Origin of the sequence: Streptomyces sp. NPDC020898, assembly GCF_044333925.1 — a bacterium.
Classification (GTDB): domain Bacteria; phylum Actinomycetota; class Actinomycetes; order Streptomycetales; family Streptomycetaceae; genus Streptomyces.
This window is the reverse complement of the sequence record NZ_JBIRRV010000004.1, coordinates 156,352-173,489: the sequence shown is the minus strand read 5'-3', so window position 1 is coordinate 173,489 and position 17,138 is coordinate 156,352. Positions and strand designations below refer to the sequence as shown.

Annotated in this window: 15 protein-coding genes; 10 read left to right on the top strand and 5 right to left on the bottom strand. The window is 70.3% G+C overall.

What is annotated here, in order from left to right:
* Positions 1–23 precede the first annotated feature (23 nt).
* Complete coding sequence (locus ACH4TV_RS15215; protein WP_398398076.1) at positions 24–503, bottom strand: MarR family winged helix-turn-helix transcriptional regulator; 480 nt, start codon at positions 501–503, stop codon at positions 24–26.
* Positions 504–589: 86 nt separating this feature from the next.
* Between ACH4TV_RS15215 and ACH4TV_RS15210 the strand changes: the two genes are divergently transcribed.
* From ACH4TV_RS15210 to ACH4TV_RS15170, 9 genes are all read left to right on the top strand, one after another.
* Positions 590–946, top strand: a complete 357-nt coding sequence (locus tag ACH4TV_RS15210) for an HGxxPAAW family protein (RefSeq protein WP_398398075.1) — start codon at positions 590–592, stop codon at positions 944–946.
* Between the two features lie 126 nt (positions 947–1,072).
* Entirely contained in the window at positions 1,073–1,951 is an 879-nt protein-coding gene (locus tag ACH4TV_RS15205; protein ID WP_398398074.1) for a DUF2797 domain-containing protein, read from the top strand.
* Positions 1,952–1,975: 24 nt separating this feature from the next.
* A complete protein-coding gene (locus tag ACH4TV_RS15200) occupies positions 1,976–2,935 on the top strand; it encodes an amidohydrolase family protein (protein ID WP_398398073.1) in 960 nt (319 codons plus the stop codon).
* A gap of 513 nt (positions 2,936–3,448) precedes the next feature.
* Entirely contained in the window at positions 3,449–4,186 is a 738-nt protein-coding gene (locus ACH4TV_RS15195) for a response regulator transcription factor (protein ID WP_398398072.1), read from the top strand.
* 62 nt (positions 4,187–4,248) lie between these two features.
* Positions 4,249–5,979, top strand: coding sequence for an ATP-binding protein (locus tag ACH4TV_RS15190; protein WP_398398071.1), 1,731 nt, complete (start codon positions 4,249–4,251; stop codon positions 5,977–5,979).
* 14 nt (positions 5,980–5,993) lie between these two features.
* Positions 5,994–7,427 (top strand): glycosyltransferase, encoded by a 1,434-nt coding sequence (locus ACH4TV_RS15185; RefSeq protein ID WP_398398070.1) that lies wholly within the window; start codon positions 5,994–5,996, stop codon positions 7,425–7,427.
* Positions 7,424–9,607 carry an ArnT family glycosyltransferase gene (locus ACH4TV_RS15180; protein WP_398398068.1) on the top strand — a complete coding sequence of 728 codons (2,184 nt, stop codon included), beginning with the start codon at positions 7,424–7,426 and terminating at the stop codon, positions 9,605–9,607. Before ACH4TV_RS15185 ends, ACH4TV_RS15180 begins: the two co-directional genes overlap by 4 nt.
* Positions 9,608–9,705: 98 nt before the next feature.
* Positions 9,706–11,202 (top strand): MFS transporter, encoded by a 1,497-nt coding sequence (locus tag ACH4TV_RS15175; protein WP_398398066.1) that lies wholly within the window; start codon positions 9,706–9,708, stop codon positions 11,200–11,202.
* A 127-nt stretch (positions 11,203–11,329) separates the two neighbouring features.
* Positions 11,330–12,097, top strand: a complete 768-nt coding sequence (locus tag ACH4TV_RS15170; RefSeq protein WP_398398065.1) for a TetR/AcrR family transcriptional regulator — start codon at positions 11,330–11,332, stop codon at positions 12,095–12,097.
* Between the two features lie 52 nt (positions 12,098–12,149).
* Here ACH4TV_RS15170 and ACH4TV_RS15165 read toward each other — a convergent pair whose 3' ends face one another.
* Genes ACH4TV_RS15165 through ACH4TV_RS15150 form a run of 4 tightly spaced genes read right to left on the bottom strand, consistent with a single transcriptional unit; the run spans position 12,150 to position 16,494 of the window.
* Positions 12,150–12,623, bottom strand: coding sequence for a PPOX class F420-dependent oxidoreductase (locus tag ACH4TV_RS15165; protein WP_398398063.1), 474 nt, complete (start codon positions 12,621–12,623; stop codon positions 12,150–12,152).
* 30 nt (positions 12,624–12,653) lie between these two features.
* Positions 12,654–13,502 carry a YceI family protein gene (locus ACH4TV_RS15160; protein ID WP_398398061.1) on the bottom strand — a complete coding sequence of 283 codons (849 nt, stop codon included), beginning with the start codon at positions 13,500–13,502 and terminating at the stop codon, positions 12,654–12,656.
* Between the two features lie 6 nt (positions 13,503–13,508).
* Entirely contained in the window at positions 13,509–15,995 is a 2,487-nt protein-coding gene (locus tag ACH4TV_RS15155) for an MFS transporter (RefSeq protein WP_398398060.1), read from the bottom strand.
* A 28-nt stretch (positions 15,996–16,023) separates the two neighbouring features.
* Entirely contained in the window at positions 16,024–16,494 is a 471-nt protein-coding gene (locus ACH4TV_RS15150) for a MarR family winged helix-turn-helix transcriptional regulator (RefSeq protein ID WP_398398058.1), read from the bottom strand.
* 210 nt (positions 16,495–16,704) lie between these two features.
* Between ACH4TV_RS15150 and ACH4TV_RS15145 the strand changes: the two genes are divergently transcribed.
* Positions 16,705–16,899, top strand: a complete 195-nt coding sequence (locus tag ACH4TV_RS15145) for a hypothetical protein (protein WP_398398056.1) — start codon at positions 16,705–16,707, stop codon at positions 16,897–16,899.
* Positions 16,900–17,138: the final 239 nt, after the last annotated feature.

Genomic DNA, 17,138 nt, shown 5'->3' with positions numbered 1-17,138 from the left:
CTGCCCCTTCCCCGTTCTCCTTTTCAGGTGTCTGTCCCGCCGATCTCGTCCATGTACTCCCGGGCGAGGCGGCCCTGGCGGGTGAACCAGTCGGCCAGTACGGCGACTTCGGCGGGGGAGTAGTCGGCGATGAGGGCGGCGAGGCGGGCGTAGTAGGGCCCGTAGAGGGCGTGGAGCCGGGCGACGGCGTCCGATTGGGCGGCCACGCGGACCCGGCGGCGGTCGTTCGGGTCGGGGCGGCGGGTGATGTAGCCCGCGCGTTCGAGGCGGTTGAGGATTCCGGTGACCGCGCCCGTGGTGACGTGGGCGCGCTCGGCGAGGTCACCTGCGGTGAGCAGCTCCTCGCCGGCCTCCAGGACGAAGGCGAAGCAGGTCAGGTCGGTGACGTTCAGGTGGAGACGACGCGCCATCTCCTGCTGGCTGAGCAGGTGCGTCGCGATGGTGTGGTCCATCGCGGTGAGGGCTTGGGCCGGGGTCGCGGGCGGGCGGGGCGTGTCTTGCATCGAGAATTGCCTTAGATGGTGAGAGGTTTTTTTGCTAAACTACTTACGACGTGAGAGATCGCAATCCTACGGGGAGACGCATCGACGTGAGCGCACACGACGAGGGACACACCGTCGCCGGCTGGACCGGCACCGCCATCGCGACCGCCGGGTCCACCGTGCTCGGGCTGGGGGTCGTGATGGTCTCGGCTCCGGTGATGTCGGGCGGGATCGCGATGCTGGCGGTCGCCTGGCTGGTCACCTGGGTACTGCATCTCGCCGGGTGGGGGAAGCCGCCGGGGGTGCGGCCGGTGGGCGAGTGGGGGATGCGCGTCCGGGACCGCTCGGCGCGGGCTGGGCACACGGGATGCTTGGGGTGCCGGCTGGCGGGGCGGGAGCGTCGTGCGGCCGGTGCGGAACGGACGGTCGCTGTCGCCGAGGTCGTCGTGCCGGAACGCGTCTGACTCTCCGGACGGCTGCCTCTCGTCCCGTCCGGCGCGTCCTGCTCGTTCTGGTCCCACTGGCTATCTGACCTGGGCGTTTGTTGGTGGAGGGGGCGTTGTCAGTGGGACCCCCTAATCTCGCAGGGGATGGCACACGCATGGAGATGCTCGGGGCTGCGCTGGTCGGCGGACGGTCCCGCGCTGCGGTGGGACGGTGGGCGCAGTAGTGCGCTGACGTGGGGGAAGAGGGTGGCCTTCGGGGTCGCGGAAGGGGGCGTACGGACATGTGTGGGAGCGCGGGGCAACGCCTGTCCGATACGGGCGGGGGTGTCGGGGCGGAGTACGGGGGCGCGGTGCGAGGAGTGTGCGCGGCTGGACCGGGCGCACTCGGTGGCTGCCGACACGATCGCGGACGATCCACGCCCCTATCACGTATATCTGGCGTGGTTCGGGCCAGGGATGACCAAGGTCGGCATCACGGCGCTGGAGCGGGGCTCGGCGCGGCTGCTTGAGCAGGGTGCGGTCGTCTTCAGCTGGCTCGGGGTCGGCCCGTTGATGGCCGCCCGGCGTACCGAGGAGCTGCTGCGCGCCGCGCTCGGAGTGCCGGACCGGATTCCGTACGCCGACAAGCGGGCGGTGCGGGCCGCGCTGCCGGGGACGGCGGCGGAGCGGGCCGCCGAGGTCGAGGAGCTGCACGCCCGGGCGGTGGGGCTGGGCGGCTGGCCCGATTCCCTGGAGCGGGAGCCCTGTCAGGTCGTCGACCACGTCGGGGCGTTCGGGCTGACGGGGCTGGCGCCGGCCGTGTGCGCGGTGAGGGAGCTGGCGGCGGGGGGCGTCGTCGGGGGCGAGCTGGTGGCGGCGGCCGGGCCCGATCTGCATCTCGCGGCCGAGGGCGGGCGGGGCGTGGTGGTGCTGGACACGCGGCTGATGACGGGGTGGGAGCTGGTGCCGGTCGGGAGCGGTGGACTTACCGTTCCGGTACGGGAGTTCAAGGAGGCGGCCGGGGTGCAGGACGGGTTGTTCTGAGCCCGGACGCCGTACGGAGAGGGGATGACGGTGGACGCCACGAGGGAAGCCCCGGAGGGCGGAATCGGCGACGGCGACGGCAACGCCGATGTCGAGGCCGCCGATGCCGTGTCCGAGGCCGCCGAGGTCCGGCGGTTCTGGGCGCGGCTCGGCCTGCCCGGTCTCGTCGACGTGCACACGCACTTCATGCCCGAGCGTGTACTGCGCAAGGTCTGGGCCTACTTCGACGCGGCGGGGGCGATGCACAACGGCGTCGAGTGGCCGATCACCTACCGCCTGGAGGAGGACGAACGGGTCGCGCTGATCCGGGAGTTCGGGGTGCGGGCCTTCACCGCCATGCTCTACCCGCACAAGGCCGGTATGGCCCAGTGGCTCAACCAGTGGGCCGCCGACTTCGCCGGCCGGACCCCCGACTGTCTGCACACCTCGACCCTCTTCCCCGAGCCGGGCGTCGAGGCGTATGTCCGGGAGGCCGTCGAGTCGGGCGCGCGGATCTTCAAGGCGCACGTCCAGGTGGGGGCGTACGACCCGGCCGACGAACTCCTCGACCCGGTCTGGGGACTGCTCGCCGAGGCAGGCACACCCGTGGTGATCCACTGCGGTTCCGGACCGGCGCCCGGCAAGCACACCGGGCCCGAGCCGATCGGGCGGGTGCTGGCCCGGCATCCCCGGCTGCGGCTGGTGATCGCGCACATGGGCATGCCCGAGTACGTCGAGTTCCTCGACCTCGCCGAGCGGTACGGCGAGGTGCGGCTGGACACGACGATGTCGTTCACCGACTTCGCGGAGCGGATGACCCCGTTCCCCCGGCCCGCGCTCCCCCGGCTGGCGGACCTCGGCGACCGCATCCTGCTCGGCTCGGACTTCCCGAACATCCCGTATCCGTACCTCCACCAGCTGCACGCCCTGGAGCGCCTGGACCTCGGCGACGCCTGGCTCAGGGCCGTGTGCCACGACAACGGGGCGCGGCTGTTCGGGCTGTGAGGGTGTGAGGGGGTTGGAGCTGCTCACCAAGGCGTGCGCACAAGGCCGCATTAGCTCGATCGTGTGATGGTCCGCTTGCGGGCTTGCGGGCTTGCGGGCTTGCGGGCTTGCGGGCTTGCGGCGCCCTGGGCCGTTCGGGTTAGCGTGGTCGTGCGACCTGGGACACCGGGTACGGCGTCAGCGTGCGGGGCCCCTGTTCCACCAGAGGATGGTTCAGGGCCTCCCCGTCGCCCCTGGCCGTACCCATCTGGCCAGGTCGTGAGGGCTGTGTTCATAAGCGGCCTCCGGCCGCGGGGCCTCCCGGGCCCGGACCACGCACAGGATGCGTGTCGCCACCCGGGGTCGAGTACGCCGGGGACCAGGGCGCCCAAGACCGTTCGGGGCGCGCGGCTGAACGGACTCACTCCCGCTCAGTCCCCAGGAACGGTTCCCTGAGTGGTTCCTGTGAGTTTCTCAGGAAAATCACAGGTTCCAGAAAGCTCGCTCTCAGAGGACACCGACATGGTGTCCGCTATGACCACAACCTCGCCCCAGGGGCGCACCGAACTGCTGAGGCCGGACGGGAGCCCCGTCCGAGTGCTTGTGGTGGACGACGAGCTGTCGATCACCGAGCTGCTGTCCATGGCCCTCCGCTACGAAGGCTGGCAGATCCGCAGCGCGGGTGACGGAACGGGTGCGGTGCAGACCGCGCGCGAGTTCCGGCCCGACGCCGTCGTCCTCGACATGATGCTGCCCGACATGGACGGCCTCACCGTCCTCGGCCGGCTGCGGCGCGAGCTGCCCGACGTACCCGTGCTGTTCCTGACGGCGAAGGACGCCGTCGAGGACCGGATCGCGGGCCTTACCGCCGGCGGCGACGACTACGTCACCAAGCCCTTCAGCCTCGAAGAGGTCGTGGCGCGGCTGCGCGGGCTGATCCGGCGTTCCGGTGCCGCCGACCGGCGGTCCGAATCCGTGCTGATGGTCGGGGACCTCACCCTCGACGAGGACAGCCACGAGGTGTCACGGGCCGGGGACGGCATCCACCTCACCGCGACGGAGTTCGAGCTGCTGCGGTTCCTGATGCGCAACCCGCGGCGCGTGCTCAGCAAGGCCCAGATACTCGACCGCGTGTGGTCGTACGACTTCGGTGGCCAGGCCAACGTCGTCGAGCTGTACATCTCCTACCTGCGGCGGAAGATCGACGCCGGGCGCGAGCCGATGATCCACACCCGGCGCGGCGCCGGGTATCTGATCAAGCCCGCCGGCTGACCCCATGTCACTGGTGGTGCCGCTCCGGAAGACGTCGTCGAGCCCGGCAGGAGGGCAGCACAGTGAGCAGTAAGAGGAAAGCGGGCGGGCAGCGAAGGCTCGGCAGGTCGCAGCAGAAGGAGCAGCAGCGGCGGAACAAGCCGCGGACCCTGCGTACGCGGCTCGTCGTCTCGGCGGTCACGCTGATCGCGGTGGTGTGCGCGGTGATGGGCACGGTGACGACCATCGCGCTGGAGAAGCATCTCTACACTCAGCTCGACTCCCAGGTCAGCGACGCCGCCAAGCGGGCCGGCGGTCCTCCGAAGGGGGCGGGCCCAGGCGACGGCGAGAGCGCCCCGAGGGCTCCCGAGCAGCCGAACAGCGGCTCGACGGAGACTTCTTCCGGCACGTCGGGTACCAGCACCACCACCGGCGCCTCCACGCAGAACCTCTCGCCCGAGGCGCGGATCGCGTTGTTCGTCACCAGCGGTCCGACGCAGGTGGACACCATCGCTGCCAGTGTGGATGCGAACGGTGGCGTCACCAGTGCGGTCATCGCGACGGAGGCCTCCAACACCAACACCGACTTCAAGATGAACGCCACCGCGCTGAACCAGGCCCAGATGTCCGAACTCGCCGCTGTCTCCCGCGACGGCGGCGTGCACACCGCCACCCTCGGCAACCTCGGTGAGTACCGGGTCAAGTACGTCATCAGCAGCAACGGCAACGGCAACTACTACGTCGCTCTGCCCACCAAGTCGGTCAACACGACCATCAACACCCTGATCCTCGTAGAAGTCAGCGTCACCGCCGCAGGCCTCGTCGCCGCCGGTATCGCAGGCTCCGTCCTTGTCGGTGTGGCCCTGCGTCCCCTCCGGAAGGTCGCCTCGACGGCCACCCGGGTCTCCGAACTCCCCCTGCACACCGGCGAGGTGACCCTCAACGAGCGGGTCGCCGAGTCCGAGACCGACCCGCATACGGAGGTCGGGCAGGTCGGCGCCGCCCTCAACCGGATGCTCGACCATGTGCACGGCGCCCTGCACTCGCGTCAGCAGAGCGAGATGCGCGTACGCCAGTTCGTCGCGGACGCCAGCCATGAGCTGCGTACGCCCCTGGCGTCGATTCGCGGGTACGCCGAGCTGACCAGACGTGGACGCGAGGAAACGGGGCCCGACACCCGGCACGCCCTGGGGCGGATCGAGTCCGAGGCGGGCCGTATGACCCTCCTCGTCGAGGATCTCCTCCTCCTCGCGCGCCTCGACGCGGGCCGGCCGCTCCAGTTCGACCAGACCGACCTCGTACCGCTCGTCGTGGACACCGTCAGCGACGCGCGCGCCGCCGGCCGGGACCACAACTGGCGCCTCGACCTGCCCGACGAGCCCGCGCTGGTGTCGGCGGATGCCGCCCGGCTCCAGCAGGTCCTGGTGAACCTGCTGGCCAACGCCCGTACGCACACCCCGCCCGGTACGACCGTCACCGCGCGCGTGCAGCGGCGCGGGCCGTGGCTGTGTGTGGACGTGCAGGACGACGGGCAGGGCATCCCGGCCGACCTGTTGCCGCACGTGTTCGAACGGTTCGCGCGCGGCGACACCGCGCGCTCCCGCACCACCGGATCCACCGGCCTCGGGCTCGCCATCGTGCAGGCCGTCGCGACCGCGCACGGCGGTGCCGTGACCGTCGACAGCGTGCCCGGGCAGACCGTCTTCACGGTGCATCTGCCTGCCCTCGCCCCCGAGTCCGTACCCGAAACAGACTGGCAATCGGACTCACAGGCACAGCACAGTGCCACCACATGGGTGGAACAGGGGGCCTGACGAAAGTCGGTCCTATGCGAACCGACTCTTCTCCCGGCACCCTGCCGGCGCGGGAGCACCTCCCGGCCGCAGCAGCCGGTACGCCTGTCCTGGACGTAGTGATCCCCGTCTACAACGAGGAGAAGGACCTCCAGCCATGTGTGCTCAGACTGCACGAGCACCTCAAGCGCACGTTCCCGTACGCGTTCCGCATCACGGTCGCGGACAACGCGTCCACGGACACCACCCCGCTGGTGGCGGCGCGGCTGGCGGCGGACATACCGGAGGTCAGGTCCTTCCGGCTGGAGCAGAAGGGGCGCGGCCGGGCTCTGCGGACCGTGTGGTCCGCGTCCGACGCGCCGATCCTCGCCTACATGGACGTCGACCTGTCGACCGACCTGAACGCCCTGCTGCCGCTGGTGGCACCGCTGATCTCCGGTCACTCGGACCTCGCGATCGGCTCCCGGCTCGCCCGCTCCTCGCGCGTCGTGCGCGGTGCCAAGCGGGAGTTCATCAGCCGGACGTACAACCTGATCCTGCGTGGCTCGCTGCAGGCCCGCTTCTCGGACGCGCAGTGCGGGTTCAAGGCCATCCGGCGTGATGTCGCCCAGATCCTGCTGCCGCTGATCGAGGACACCGGCTGGTTCTTCGACACCGAGATGCTGGTGCTCGCCGAACGCGCCGGCCTGCGCATCCACGAGGTGCCGGTCGACTGGGTCGACGACCCGGAGTCGACCGTCCACATCGTCAAGACCGCGACCGACGACCTGAAGGGGGTGTTGCGCGTGGGCAAGGCCCTGGCCTCCGGTTCGCTGCCGCTGGACCGGCTCGCCCGACCCTTCGGCGACGATCCGCGTGACCGCGACATCAAGGACGTACCCAAGGGGCTGGCCCGCCAGCTCGTCGGGTTCTGTGTGGTCGGCGCCATGTCGACCCTCTTCTACCTGCTGCTCTACAGCGCCTTCCGGGGCTTCGCGGACTCGCAGATCGCCAACGCGATGGCCCTGCTCGTCTCCGCCGTCGCCAACACGGCGGCCAACCGGCGCCTGACCTTCGGGGTGACCGGCAAGGGCGGTGCCGTCCGCCACCAGGCGCAGGGCCTGGTGGTCTTCGGCATCGGACTCGCCCTCACCAGTGGCTCGCTCGCCGCCCTCAACGCGGCGACCAGCGACCCCGGCCACTCCACGGAACTGGCGGTGCTCATCGCCGCCAACCTCGCGGCGACGGTGCTGCGGTTCCTGCTCTTCAGGGCCTGGGTGTTCCCGGACCAGCGCGACGAGCCGACGGCCTCGACCGTCGTGGCCTCGCACACGCCGGACTCGCCCACCTATCGGGCGTACACCTCGACTTCGTACAACAGCCCTTCGTACAACGGCACTTCTTCTGCCTACGACAACTCCCCTTACCCCACCACGCGGCTCCGGCCGGTGCGCCCGCACGACAGCCAGGATCCGAGGAACCCGCGATGACCACTCACTTCGACCAGACGACCCGTTCGGGCCCGGGGGATGCGAGCCCCTCGTATCCGCCGCCGGACTCAACTGCCGTACAGCAGGCGGTAGTTCCCGAAACCGTCGTGCCGGGGCCGTCCTCCGACGAGCCCAAGCAGCCCTTCGTCCGCAGACTGTGGCGCGGACGGCCCGAGGACAACCAGTGGACGCGGCCCGCGTTCCTCGCCACGCTGCTGGTGATCGGCGCGCTGTACACCTGGAACCTGACCGCCTCCGGATACGCCAACTCCTTCTACTCGGCGGCGGTTCAGGCCGGCAGCCAGTCCTGGAAGGCCTTCTTCTTCGGCTCGCTCGACTCGGCCAACGCCATCACCGTCGACAAGCCCCCGGCCTCCCTCTGGCCGATGTCGCTGTCGGTCCGGGTCTTCGGCCTCAACTCCTTCGCGATCCTGTTCCCGCAGGTCCTCATGGCCGTCGCCACGGCGGGTGTGCTGTACGCGTCCGTGCGGCGCCGGTTCAGCGCCACGGCGGGCTTCCTCACGATGGCGGTCTTCGCGCTGACGCCCGTCGCCGCGCTGATGTTCCGCTTCAACAACCCGGACGCGCTCCTCGCGCTCCTCATGGCCGCCGCGGTGTACGCCACCCAGCGCGCCATGGAGGAGGCCCAGACGAAGTGGCTGCTCTGGGCGGGTACGGCGATCGGTTTCGCCTTCCTGGTCAAGACGCTCCAGGCCTTCCTGATCCTGCCGGTACTGGCCCTGGTGTACGTCCTGTTCGCGCCGACGAGCGTGCGCAGGCGTATCGGACAGGTGCTGGCCGCCGGGCTCGCGATGATCGTCGCGGGTGGCTGGTGGGTCGCGATCGTCGAGCTGTGGCCGGCGTCCTCGCGCCCCTACATCGGCGGCTCGCAGAACAACTCGTTCCTTGAACTGACCTTCGGCTACAACGGACTTGGCCGGATCAACGGTGAGGAGACCGGCAGCGTCGGCGGTGGCGGCGGAGGTGGCTGGGGCGAGACCGGCTGGGACCGGATGTTCAGCTCCAGCATCGGTGGCCAGATCTCCTGGCTGATCCCGGCCGCACTGATCCTGCTCGTCGCGGGCATCTGGGCCGGCCGCAAGGCCACGCGCACGGACGGCGTCCGCGCCGCGCTTCTCCTCTGGGGCGGCTCGCTGCTGATCACCATGGTGATCTTCAGCTTCATGCAGGGCATCTTCCACGAGTACTACACGGTCGCCCTCGCCCCCTACATCGCGCCGCTGATCGGTATCGGCGCGGCTCTGCTCTGGCGGGAGCGGGACAAGATGTGGGCGTCGCTGACGCTCGCGGGCGCCATGACGGCCACCGCGGTCTGGGGGTACGTCCTCCTCAACCGCTCCTCCGACTACCTGCCCTGGCTGAAGTGGCTCGTGCTGGTGGGCGGGCTCGTGGCCGCGCTGGGTCTTCTCTTCATCAACAAGCTCGGGCGCCAACTCGCCCTGGCGGTCGTCGGGTTGAGCTTCGTGACCGCGGTCGCGGGTCCGGCGGCCTACTCCCTCACCACCCTCAACGAGGGGCACACCGGCTCGATCGTCACCGCCGGTCCGTCGGTGTCGGGCGGTCGCGGTGGCCCCGGCGGCGGTATGGGTGGCGGTCCCGGTGGCGGCGGCACCACCCAGCGTGGCCAGCAGGGCAACCAGCAGGGCGGCGGCACGGGTCAGCCCCCGACCGGCGGCTTCCCCGGCGGCGGCAGCACCAACGGCAACACCCAGCAGGGTGCCCCCGGCGGTGGGACCGGTGACGGTGGCGGTATGGGCGGCGGCGGTGGTGGTGGCATGGGTGGCCTGATCAACGGCGCCAGTGTCACCAGCGAGGCCAAGGCGCTGCTGGAGAAGAACGCGAGTGACTACACCTGGGCCGCGGCGGCCATCGGCGCCCAGAACGCGGCGAGTTACCAGCTCTCCACCGGCGACCCGGTGATGGCGATCGGCGGCTTCAACGGCACCGACCCGTCCCCGACGCTGGCCGAGTTCAAGAAGTACGTGGAGGACGGCAAGATCCACTACTTCATCTCCAGCGGCTCCGGCGGCGGTGGCATGGGCGGCAGCAGCAGCACGACGAGCACGTCGTCGCAGATCAGCACATGGGTCGAGAGCAACTTCAAGGAAGTGACGGTGGGTTCGGCCACCTTCTACGACCTGACCCAACCGACGAGCTGAGGGTTCTTTTCCCCTGATGGCCCGGAGCGAGCTCGCTCCGGGCCATCACCATTTCTCTTTGTTGTACGCCGTACAGGAATTGTTCTACGGTGTACAGCATGACTACGTCCCCCCAGGCGAACCCCCTGGAGTCGCCGCCCGCCCAGGGCCACCCCCAGCGCTGGCTGATCCTCGGTGTCATCTGTCTCGCGCAGCTCACCGTGCTGCTCGACAACACCGTCCTGAACGTCGCGATCCCCTCGCTCACCCGGGAACTGGGCGCCGGTACCTCCGACATCCAGTGGATGATCAACGCGTACTCGCTGGTCCAGTCGGGCCTGCTGCTCACCGCCGGCAGCGCGGCCGACCGCTACGGCCGCAAGAAGATGCTGATAGCCGGGCTGGCCCTGTTCGGTGTGGGCTCACTGGTGGCCGGACTGGCCGACAGCACCGGCCAGTTGATCGCGGCGCGCGCCGGGATGGGCGTCGGCGGCGCGCTGCTGATGACGACCACCCTCGCCGTGGCGATGCAGATCTTCACGCCCGAGGAACAGCCGAGGGCCATCGGCATCTGGGCCGCGGTGAACTCGCTGGGTTTCGCGACCGGACCACTCATCGGCGGCTTCGTGCTCGACCACTTCTGGTGGGGCGCGATCTTCCTGATCAACCTGCCGGTCGCGGCGCTGGGGCTGGTGGCGGTGATCGCCCTCGTCCCGGAGTCCAAAAACCCGCAGGGCGACCGCCCCGACCTCCTCGGCGCCCTGCTCTCCACGATCGGCATGTCCTCCCTCGTGTTCGCGATCATCTCCGGCCCCGAGCACGGCTGGACGTCCGGCCGGGTGCTGGTGCCGGCGGCCGTCGCGGTCGTGGCGCTGGCCGCCTTCGCGTACTGGGAGAGCCGGATCCCGTACCCCATGCTCGACATGCACTTCTTCAGGAACCGCCGGTTCACCGGCGCGGTCGCGGGCGCGGTGCTCATCACCTTCGGGATGGGCGGGTCGCTCTTCCTGCTCACCCAGCACATGCAGTTCGTGCTCGGCTACGGCCCCCTGGAGGCGGGGCTGCGGACGGCGCCGCTCGCGCTCATGATCGTGGCGCTGAACTTCACCGGGGTGTCGGCGAAGTGGGCGGCCCGGCTCGGGACCCCCCTTGCCATCGGGCTGGGCATGACGCTGATGGCGGCGGGCCTGTTCTCGATCGCGACGGTCGCCTCCGGCGGTTACGCCGGTACGTTGCTGGGCCTGGTGCTCATCGGTACGGGCGCCGCGGTGGCCAGCCCGGCGATGGCACACGCGATCATGAGCGCGATCCCGCCGGAGAAGGCCGGGGTCGGGGCGGGGATCAACGGCACGGTGGCGGAGTTCGGGCAGGGGTTGGGCGTCGCGGTGCTCGGCGCTGTGCTGAACTCGCGGTTCGCGGCGCTGATTCCTGTTGCCGCGGTGTCCCTGCCGGGGGCGTTGGCGGAGGCGGGGTCGGCGGCTGAGAGGGGGCGGATTACTGATGCGTTCGCCTCCGGCTTGGAGGCCAGTCAGTTGGTGGGGGCGGGGGCGGTGTTGCTGGGAGGTTTGGTCGCAGCGGGTCTGCTGCGTAGGGCTGAGCGGGTAACGACTGCCTAGGAACTCGGGGGTTCGGCTTGTTGTGCGGCCGCGGGTTGTCTGTGGCTGATCGCGCAGTTCCCCGCGCCCCTGAAGGGGGCGCCTAGCATGGCCCGTGTTGGAAGGCTGACGAAAGGTAAGTACGGCCATGGTGAGGGCAGCCGAGGGGCCCACGCGGACCAGTGTGTGGTTGGACGGGAAAGCCGTGCGGCGGGGTGGTGGGGGCCGTGGTGGGCAGCCCTCCGGGCTCGATCGGGGGCGGATCACCGAGGTGACCGTGGGGCAGCTGGACGCGGAGGGGCTGGCCAGGTTCTCGATGCGCCGGCTGGCCGCCGAGCTGAACGTGACGGCGATGTCCGTGTACTGGTACGTCGACACCAAGGACGACCTGCTCGAACTCGCCCTCGACGAGACCTACGGCGAGCTGCGCCTCCCCGACCCGGACGCCGAGGGCGAGGACTGGCGCGACCAGCTGCGCGTGCTGGCCGGCGAGTACCGCGCCCTGCTGGTCCGCCACCCCTGGGTGTCGCCGCTCGCCGGGACCTACCTCAACATCGGCCCGCACTCCCTGGCGTTCTCCCGTGCCGTCCAACGCGTCCTGCGCCGTACCGGCCTGCCCGCGCGAGGCCTGACGGGTGCGATCGCCGCAGTCTTCCAGTTCGTGTACGGGTTCGGCACGATCGAGGGCCACTTCATCGCCCGCTGCGCGGACGCCGGCATGAGCCAGGACGCCTACTTCCGCCACGCCATGAGCGCCGTCGGCGCCGCCCCGGAGACCGCCGAGGTCATCCAGGAGTCGGTGGACCTGATGGCGGCGCGGGGCGGCGGCACGGTGGAGGAGATGCGCGAGCGGGACTTCGACTTCGCGCTGGAGCTGCTGGTGGCGGGCATCGAGGCGATGGTGGAGAAGGCCTGAGAGTCCCGCGTACGCGATGTAGTTCGCGTACGCCGAGTACTTCTCGTACCTCTTACGCCTCCTCGGTCGCAAGCCGCGCCGGGAACCCACCCGTCGCCACCGGCCCCCACCGCTCCGGCGTGACCCGGATGATCGACTTGCCCTGCTTCAGCATGGCTTCCCGGTACTCGTCCCAGTCCGGGTGCTCACCGGCGATGTTCCGGTAGTACTCCACGAGCGGCTCGACCGACTCGGGGGAGTCGACGACCTCGGCCGTTCCGTCGATCTGAACCCACGGCCCGTTCCAGTCGTCGCTCAGCACCAGGAGGCTGACGCGCTCGTCCCGCTTGGCGTTGCGCGTCTTCGCGCGCTCAGGGTACGTCGACACGACGACCCGCCCCGAGTCGTCGACCCCGCAGGTGAGCGGCGAGGCCTGCGGGGACCCGTCCGCACGCCGGGTGAGGAGGATGGCGCGGTGCCGGGGCCGTACGAAGTCGAGCAGCTCGGCCAGGGACACGGAGGTGTTCGTAGCGATGTTCGGTGCCATACAGGCAGCGTAGTTGGAGCAGTGCCGTTCCTACGGCTGCGGCAGCGCCTCCCCCCACACCGCCTGCACCTCGATCTCGACCCGCAGGGTCGTACCGATGGCCGCGATCCCTGCCTGCACCACCTGGTTGTCGTTCATGGCGAAGTCCTCGCGCCGCAGCTCCGCGCTCGCCCGGAACGCGGCCCGCGTACCGCCCCACGGGTCGGCGCCGGTGCCGAGGTAGGCGAGGTCGAGGTCGACCGGCCGGACGACACCGCGCATGCTCAGCTCGCCGTGGACGGTCCAGCGGTCGGTGCCGGCGGCCGGGGTGAGACCGGTCGAGCGGTACGTGATCTCGGGGTGGGATTCCACGTCCAGAAAGTCGGCGGACCGCAGATGACCGTCCCGCATCGCGTTCCCCGTGTCGATCGAGGCGGCCGAAATGACCGCCTCCACACGGGACTTGGCGACCTCGTCCGGCGCGATCTCGATGACCGCAGTGAACTCGGTGAACCGCCCGCGCACGCTGGAGATACCCAGATGCCGGGCGACCGCGCCGACGGACGAGTGGGCCGGGTCGACGGTCCACGGCCCGGACGGCGGCAGTTCGGCGCCGCCGCCCAGCCGGGCGAGGGCGACGGTCCCGACCTCGGCCCGCCCGCTCGCGGTGACAATGGCACTGGACGCGGTGGGCGCGTATCCGACGGCCGTCACGATCACGGTGTACGCCCCCGGCGCGAGCGGAGCCGTGTCGCGCACGACCCCGTCCGCGTCGGCCCCGGCGCGCACCACCTGCTGCCCGGTGAGGTCGGTCACGGTGACGACGGCGTGGGACAGGGCCCACCCGTCCCGGGTGAGAACCCGCGCGCTCAGCCCTGTTGTGCCTGCCGTGCCTGCCATGGTCCGCTACTCCCCGCCCGGGTGGGCGAGTTCGATGTCGTGGCCGTCGGCGCCGCGGCCGGTGACGGTCAGGGCGGTGGCCACCGGCGGGTAGCCGGTCGCGATGACCGTGTACTCGCCGTTGTCCAGATCAGTGAAGGCGTACGCCCCGTCCGCACCGGTCGTCGACGTGCCGACCACGTTGCCCGCCGCGTCGACGAGCGTGACCCGCGCGTCCCCGAGCGGCCCGTGCGGCGCCCGTACGACACCCTGGACATGCGCTCCGGACGCCAGTTCCACCTCGACACGGGTCACGCCCGTGCCCCCGACCTCGACAGGCAGCGCCCGCGGCCGGTACCCGGCGGCGTTCACGGCGACGGTCACCGCACCCGGCACCAGCTCGGCGAACGTGAACTCGCCCTGCTCACCGGTGGTCCCGGTGGCCAGCACATCCCCGCGCACATCGGTGACGATCACCATCGCGTCCTTGACGGGCAGCCCGCTCCCGGCGCCCCGCACGAACCCGCCCAGCCCGCTGGTGCCACTGAGCAGGACGTCGTACGAGACCGGCTCACCGTTCACGACGACGGTCGAGGCCTGCGGCTGGAACCCGTCCGCCGAGGCGATCAGGACGTACGAGCCCGTGCCCGGCGCGTCCAGCGCGTAGCTGCCGTCGCCCTGTGCGACCGCGCGGCCCAACTGCCGCCCGGCGAGGGAGATCAGCGTGACGGCGGCCTGCGGAACGGGCGCGCTCTCGGCCCCGCGCACGTGACCGCGTACCGGAATCCCGCCACCGCCGGCCGGCTCCTCCACAGTCACCGTGGCGACGGCGGCGGACTGAACAGCCGTACCCGTCTCCGCCTCTGTCTTCGCGACCGGAGTCGAAGGAGCGGCACCCGCCTCCTCCGCGGCCTGCGCGAGCGCGCCCTTGGTCCGCAACGGGACCTCCTTGATGAAGAGGGAGAAGACGAGGGCGAGCAGGGCGGCCGGGGCGGCGTAGAGGAAGACGTCGCCGATGCCGTGTCCGTACGCGCCCTCGATGACCGTGCGCAGCGGCGCGGGCATCGCGTCGAGGTCGGGGATGGTGTTGGAGGTGGAACCGGAGAGCCCCGACGCGTACTTCGGGTCGATGGTCGCCAGACCGTCCTTGAGGTGGTCGGTGATCCGGTGGCTCAGTACCGCGCCCAGCGCGGAGACGCCGATCGCGCCGCCGAGGGAGCGGAAGAAGGTGACGACCGAGCTGGCGACGCCCAGGTCGGAGGGGTCGACCTGGTTCTGGGTGCACAGCACCAGGTTCTGCATCATCATGCCGACGCCGAGGCCGAGCAGCGCCATGTAGACGGCGACGTGCCAGTACGGGGTGTCGTAGCGCAGGGTGCCCAGCAGGCCCAGTCCGGCCGTCACCAGCACGCCACCCGCGAGGAGCCAGGCCTTCCAGCGTCCCGTACGGGTGATGACCTGGCCGGAGACGGTGGAGGCGACGAACAGGCCGCCGATCATCGGGATCGTCATGACGCCGGACATGGTCGGCGACTTGTCGCGGGCCAGCTGGAAGTACTGGCTGAAGAAGATGGTGCCCGCGAACATCGCGACGCCGACGAAGAGCGAGGCCAGGGAGGCGAGGGTGATCGTGCGGTTGCGGAAGAGCCGCAGCGGGATGATCGGCTCGCTCGCCTTCGCCTCGACGAGGACGAAGAGACCGAGCAGCAGGGCCGTACCGCCGAGCATGGCGCCGGTCTGCCAGGACAGCCAGTCGTACTTGTCGCCGGCGAACGTCACCCAGACCAGCAGCAGGCTGACGGCCGCGGAGATGAAGAAGGCGCCGGCCCAGTCGACCTTGACCTGACGCTTGACGACGGGCAGGTGCAGCGTCCGCTGGAGCACGATGAGCGCGATGACGGCGAAGGGTACGCCGACGTAGAAGCACCAGCGCCAGCCCAGCCAGCTGGTGTCGGTGATGACACCGCCGATCAGCGGGCCGCCGACCATCGCGGTCGCGAACGTGGCGCCGAGGTAGCCGTTGTAACGTCCGCGCTCACGCGGGGAGATCATCGCCGCGAGAATGATCTGGGCGAGGGCGGACAGACCGCCCATGCCGACGCCCTGCACGGCGCGGAAGCCGATGAGCATGGCGGCGTTCTGGGAGAGCCCGGCGGCGGCCGACCCCAGGACGAAGATGACGAGCGCGACCTGGATCAGCAGCTTCTTGGAGATGAGGTCGGCGAGCTTGCCCCACAGCGGGGTGGACGCGGTCATCGCGAGCAGCGACGCGGTCACGACCCAGGTGTAGGCGTTCTGGCCGCCGCCGAGGTCCTTGATGATGTCGGGCAGGGCGTTGGAGACGATCGTCGACGACAGGATCGCGACGAACATGCCGAGCAGCAGCCCGGTGAGCGCTTCCATGATCTGCCGGTGCGACATCGGCGCGCCGTCGGCGGAGCCTCGGGAGACCTGGGAGCCTCCCCCGTGCTTGGCGTGCGCCGCCCGCACACCGGCCGGTGTGGTCGTTGCCATGAGCTTCCTTGTCTGTTTCCGCGTTTTCTTACGTGTGCTGCGTCGTGTGGTGTGTCGTGTGCTGCGTCGTTCGTTGGGCGTCGAAGCTGTCCCGGAGCCGTCCCATGAGCCGGGCGAGCTGGCCGACCTCCTCGTCGCTCCAGTCGGCGAGCCGGTGGGTGAGCAGCTCGGTGGTCCGCCGCGACAGCTCGCCGATCTGGTCGTGCCCGGCCGGGGTGAGCCGCAGAATGCGGGAGCGCTTGTCGGTGGGGTCGGGCAGCCGTTCGATCCAGCCGCGTCCGGCGACGTGTGCGACATGACGGCTGGTCACGGACATGTCGACGGCGAGCAGCTCCGCGAGCCGGCTCATCCGCATGTCCCCGTACCGCCCGAGCAACGTCAGCACGGTGGCGGAGCCGCCGGAACACTCGGGCGGCAGAATCCGCCCCATCTCCCGCTTCACGGCCCCGAAGGCACTGAACTGACGCACCAACTCCTCGTACTGCGCCTGCTCGGCCATCACACCCCCTGAGTCATGAGGAATCCCGCAGTATTTGTTGCTTGGGGCAACCATAGAAAAGAATGGTTGCTACAGGCAAATGAAATGGGGAGGGAACGGGCTAAAAACTTGGCAAAGGCAACCGTTGGCGAACGTAAACGCCCAGGTGGGGGCAGGGCGAGACGCCCCCCACTTGGGTGCGCACCGCCGGGTTCGCTAGGGTCTCGCACCATGGCCAACACCCAGAACCCCGAGGGCAACCACGACCCCGCGGGCAGCACCCAGATGTTCCGAGCGTTCGTCGACGAGACCCCCCAGGGCAGCCGGCCGGCTGCCGCCCCGGCCGGCCCCCGCATCGGCCTGATCGTCGGCGTGGTCGCCGCCGTACTGATCGTCGCGGCGGTGGCCTGGCTGGCCCTGAAGTAGGACAGGCGCGCACCGATGTCCCCCGGCAGCGACTGGGTCAGCACCTCCATGCCCTATCTGGCGCCGCGAGCGAACGGGCAGCGTGACGCCTGGAGCGAGGAGGCCGCCGCGCCAAGCGCTCCGCGGGATATGCAGTTCGTACGCCGCGGGCCGGTGGGGGCTGGTCGCGCCCCTCGGCGGAGCCGCAGATCGATACAGCCCCGCGCCCCTGAGATGCGCGGCTCCGCCGCGCACTCGAC

Bases quoted from the DNA above. Each gene is read 5' to 3' on its own strand.
- ACH4TV_RS15150 (WP_398398058.1), bottom strand. From the start codon at position 16,494: ATGGCCGAGCAGGCGCAGTACGAGGAGTTGGTGCGTCAGTTCAGTGCC.
- ACH4TV_RS15165 (WP_398398063.1), bottom strand. From the start codon at position 12,623: ATGGCACCGAACATCGCTACGAACACCTCCGTGTCCCTGGCCGAGCTG.
- ACH4TV_RS15195 (WP_398398072.1), top strand. From the start codon at position 3,449: ATGACCACAACCTCGCCCCAGGGGCGCACCGAACTGCTGAGGCCGGAC.
- ACH4TV_RS15180 (WP_398398068.1), top strand. From the start codon at position 7,424: ATGACCACTCACTTCGACCAGACGACCCGTTCGGGCCCGGGGGATGCG.
- ACH4TV_RS15170 (WP_398398065.1), top strand. From the start codon at position 11,330: ATGGTGAGGGCAGCCGAGGGGCCCACGCGGACCAGTGTGTGGTTGGAC.
- ACH4TV_RS15175 (WP_398398066.1), top strand. From the start codon at position 9,706: ATGACTACGTCCCCCCAGGCGAACCCCCTGGAGTCGCCGCCCGCCCAG.
- ACH4TV_RS15145 (WP_398398056.1), top strand. From the start codon at position 16,705: ATGGCCAACACCCAGAACCCCGAGGGCAACCACGACCCCGCGGGCAGC.
- ACH4TV_RS15155 (WP_398398060.1), bottom strand. From the start codon at position 15,995: ATGGCAACGACCACACCGGCCGGTGTGCGGGCGGCGCACGCCAAGCAC.
- ACH4TV_RS15160 (WP_398398061.1), bottom strand. From the start codon at position 13,502: ATGGCAGGCACGGCAGGCACAACAGGGCTGAGCGCGCGGGTTCTCACC.
- ACH4TV_RS15185 (WP_398398070.1), top strand. From the start codon at position 5,994: ATGCGAACCGACTCTTCTCCCGGCACCCTGCCGGCGCGGGAGCACCTC.
- ACH4TV_RS15205 (WP_398398074.1), top strand. From the start codon at position 1,073: ATGGCACACGCATGGAGATGCTCGGGGCTGCGCTGGTCGGCGGACGGT.
- ACH4TV_RS15200 (WP_398398073.1), top strand. From the start codon at position 1,976: ATGACGGTGGACGCCACGAGGGAAGCCCCGGAGGGCGGAATCGGCGAC.
- ACH4TV_RS15215 (WP_398398076.1), bottom strand. From the start codon at position 503: ATGCAAGACACGCCCCGCCCGCCCGCGACCCCGGCCCAAGCCCTCACC.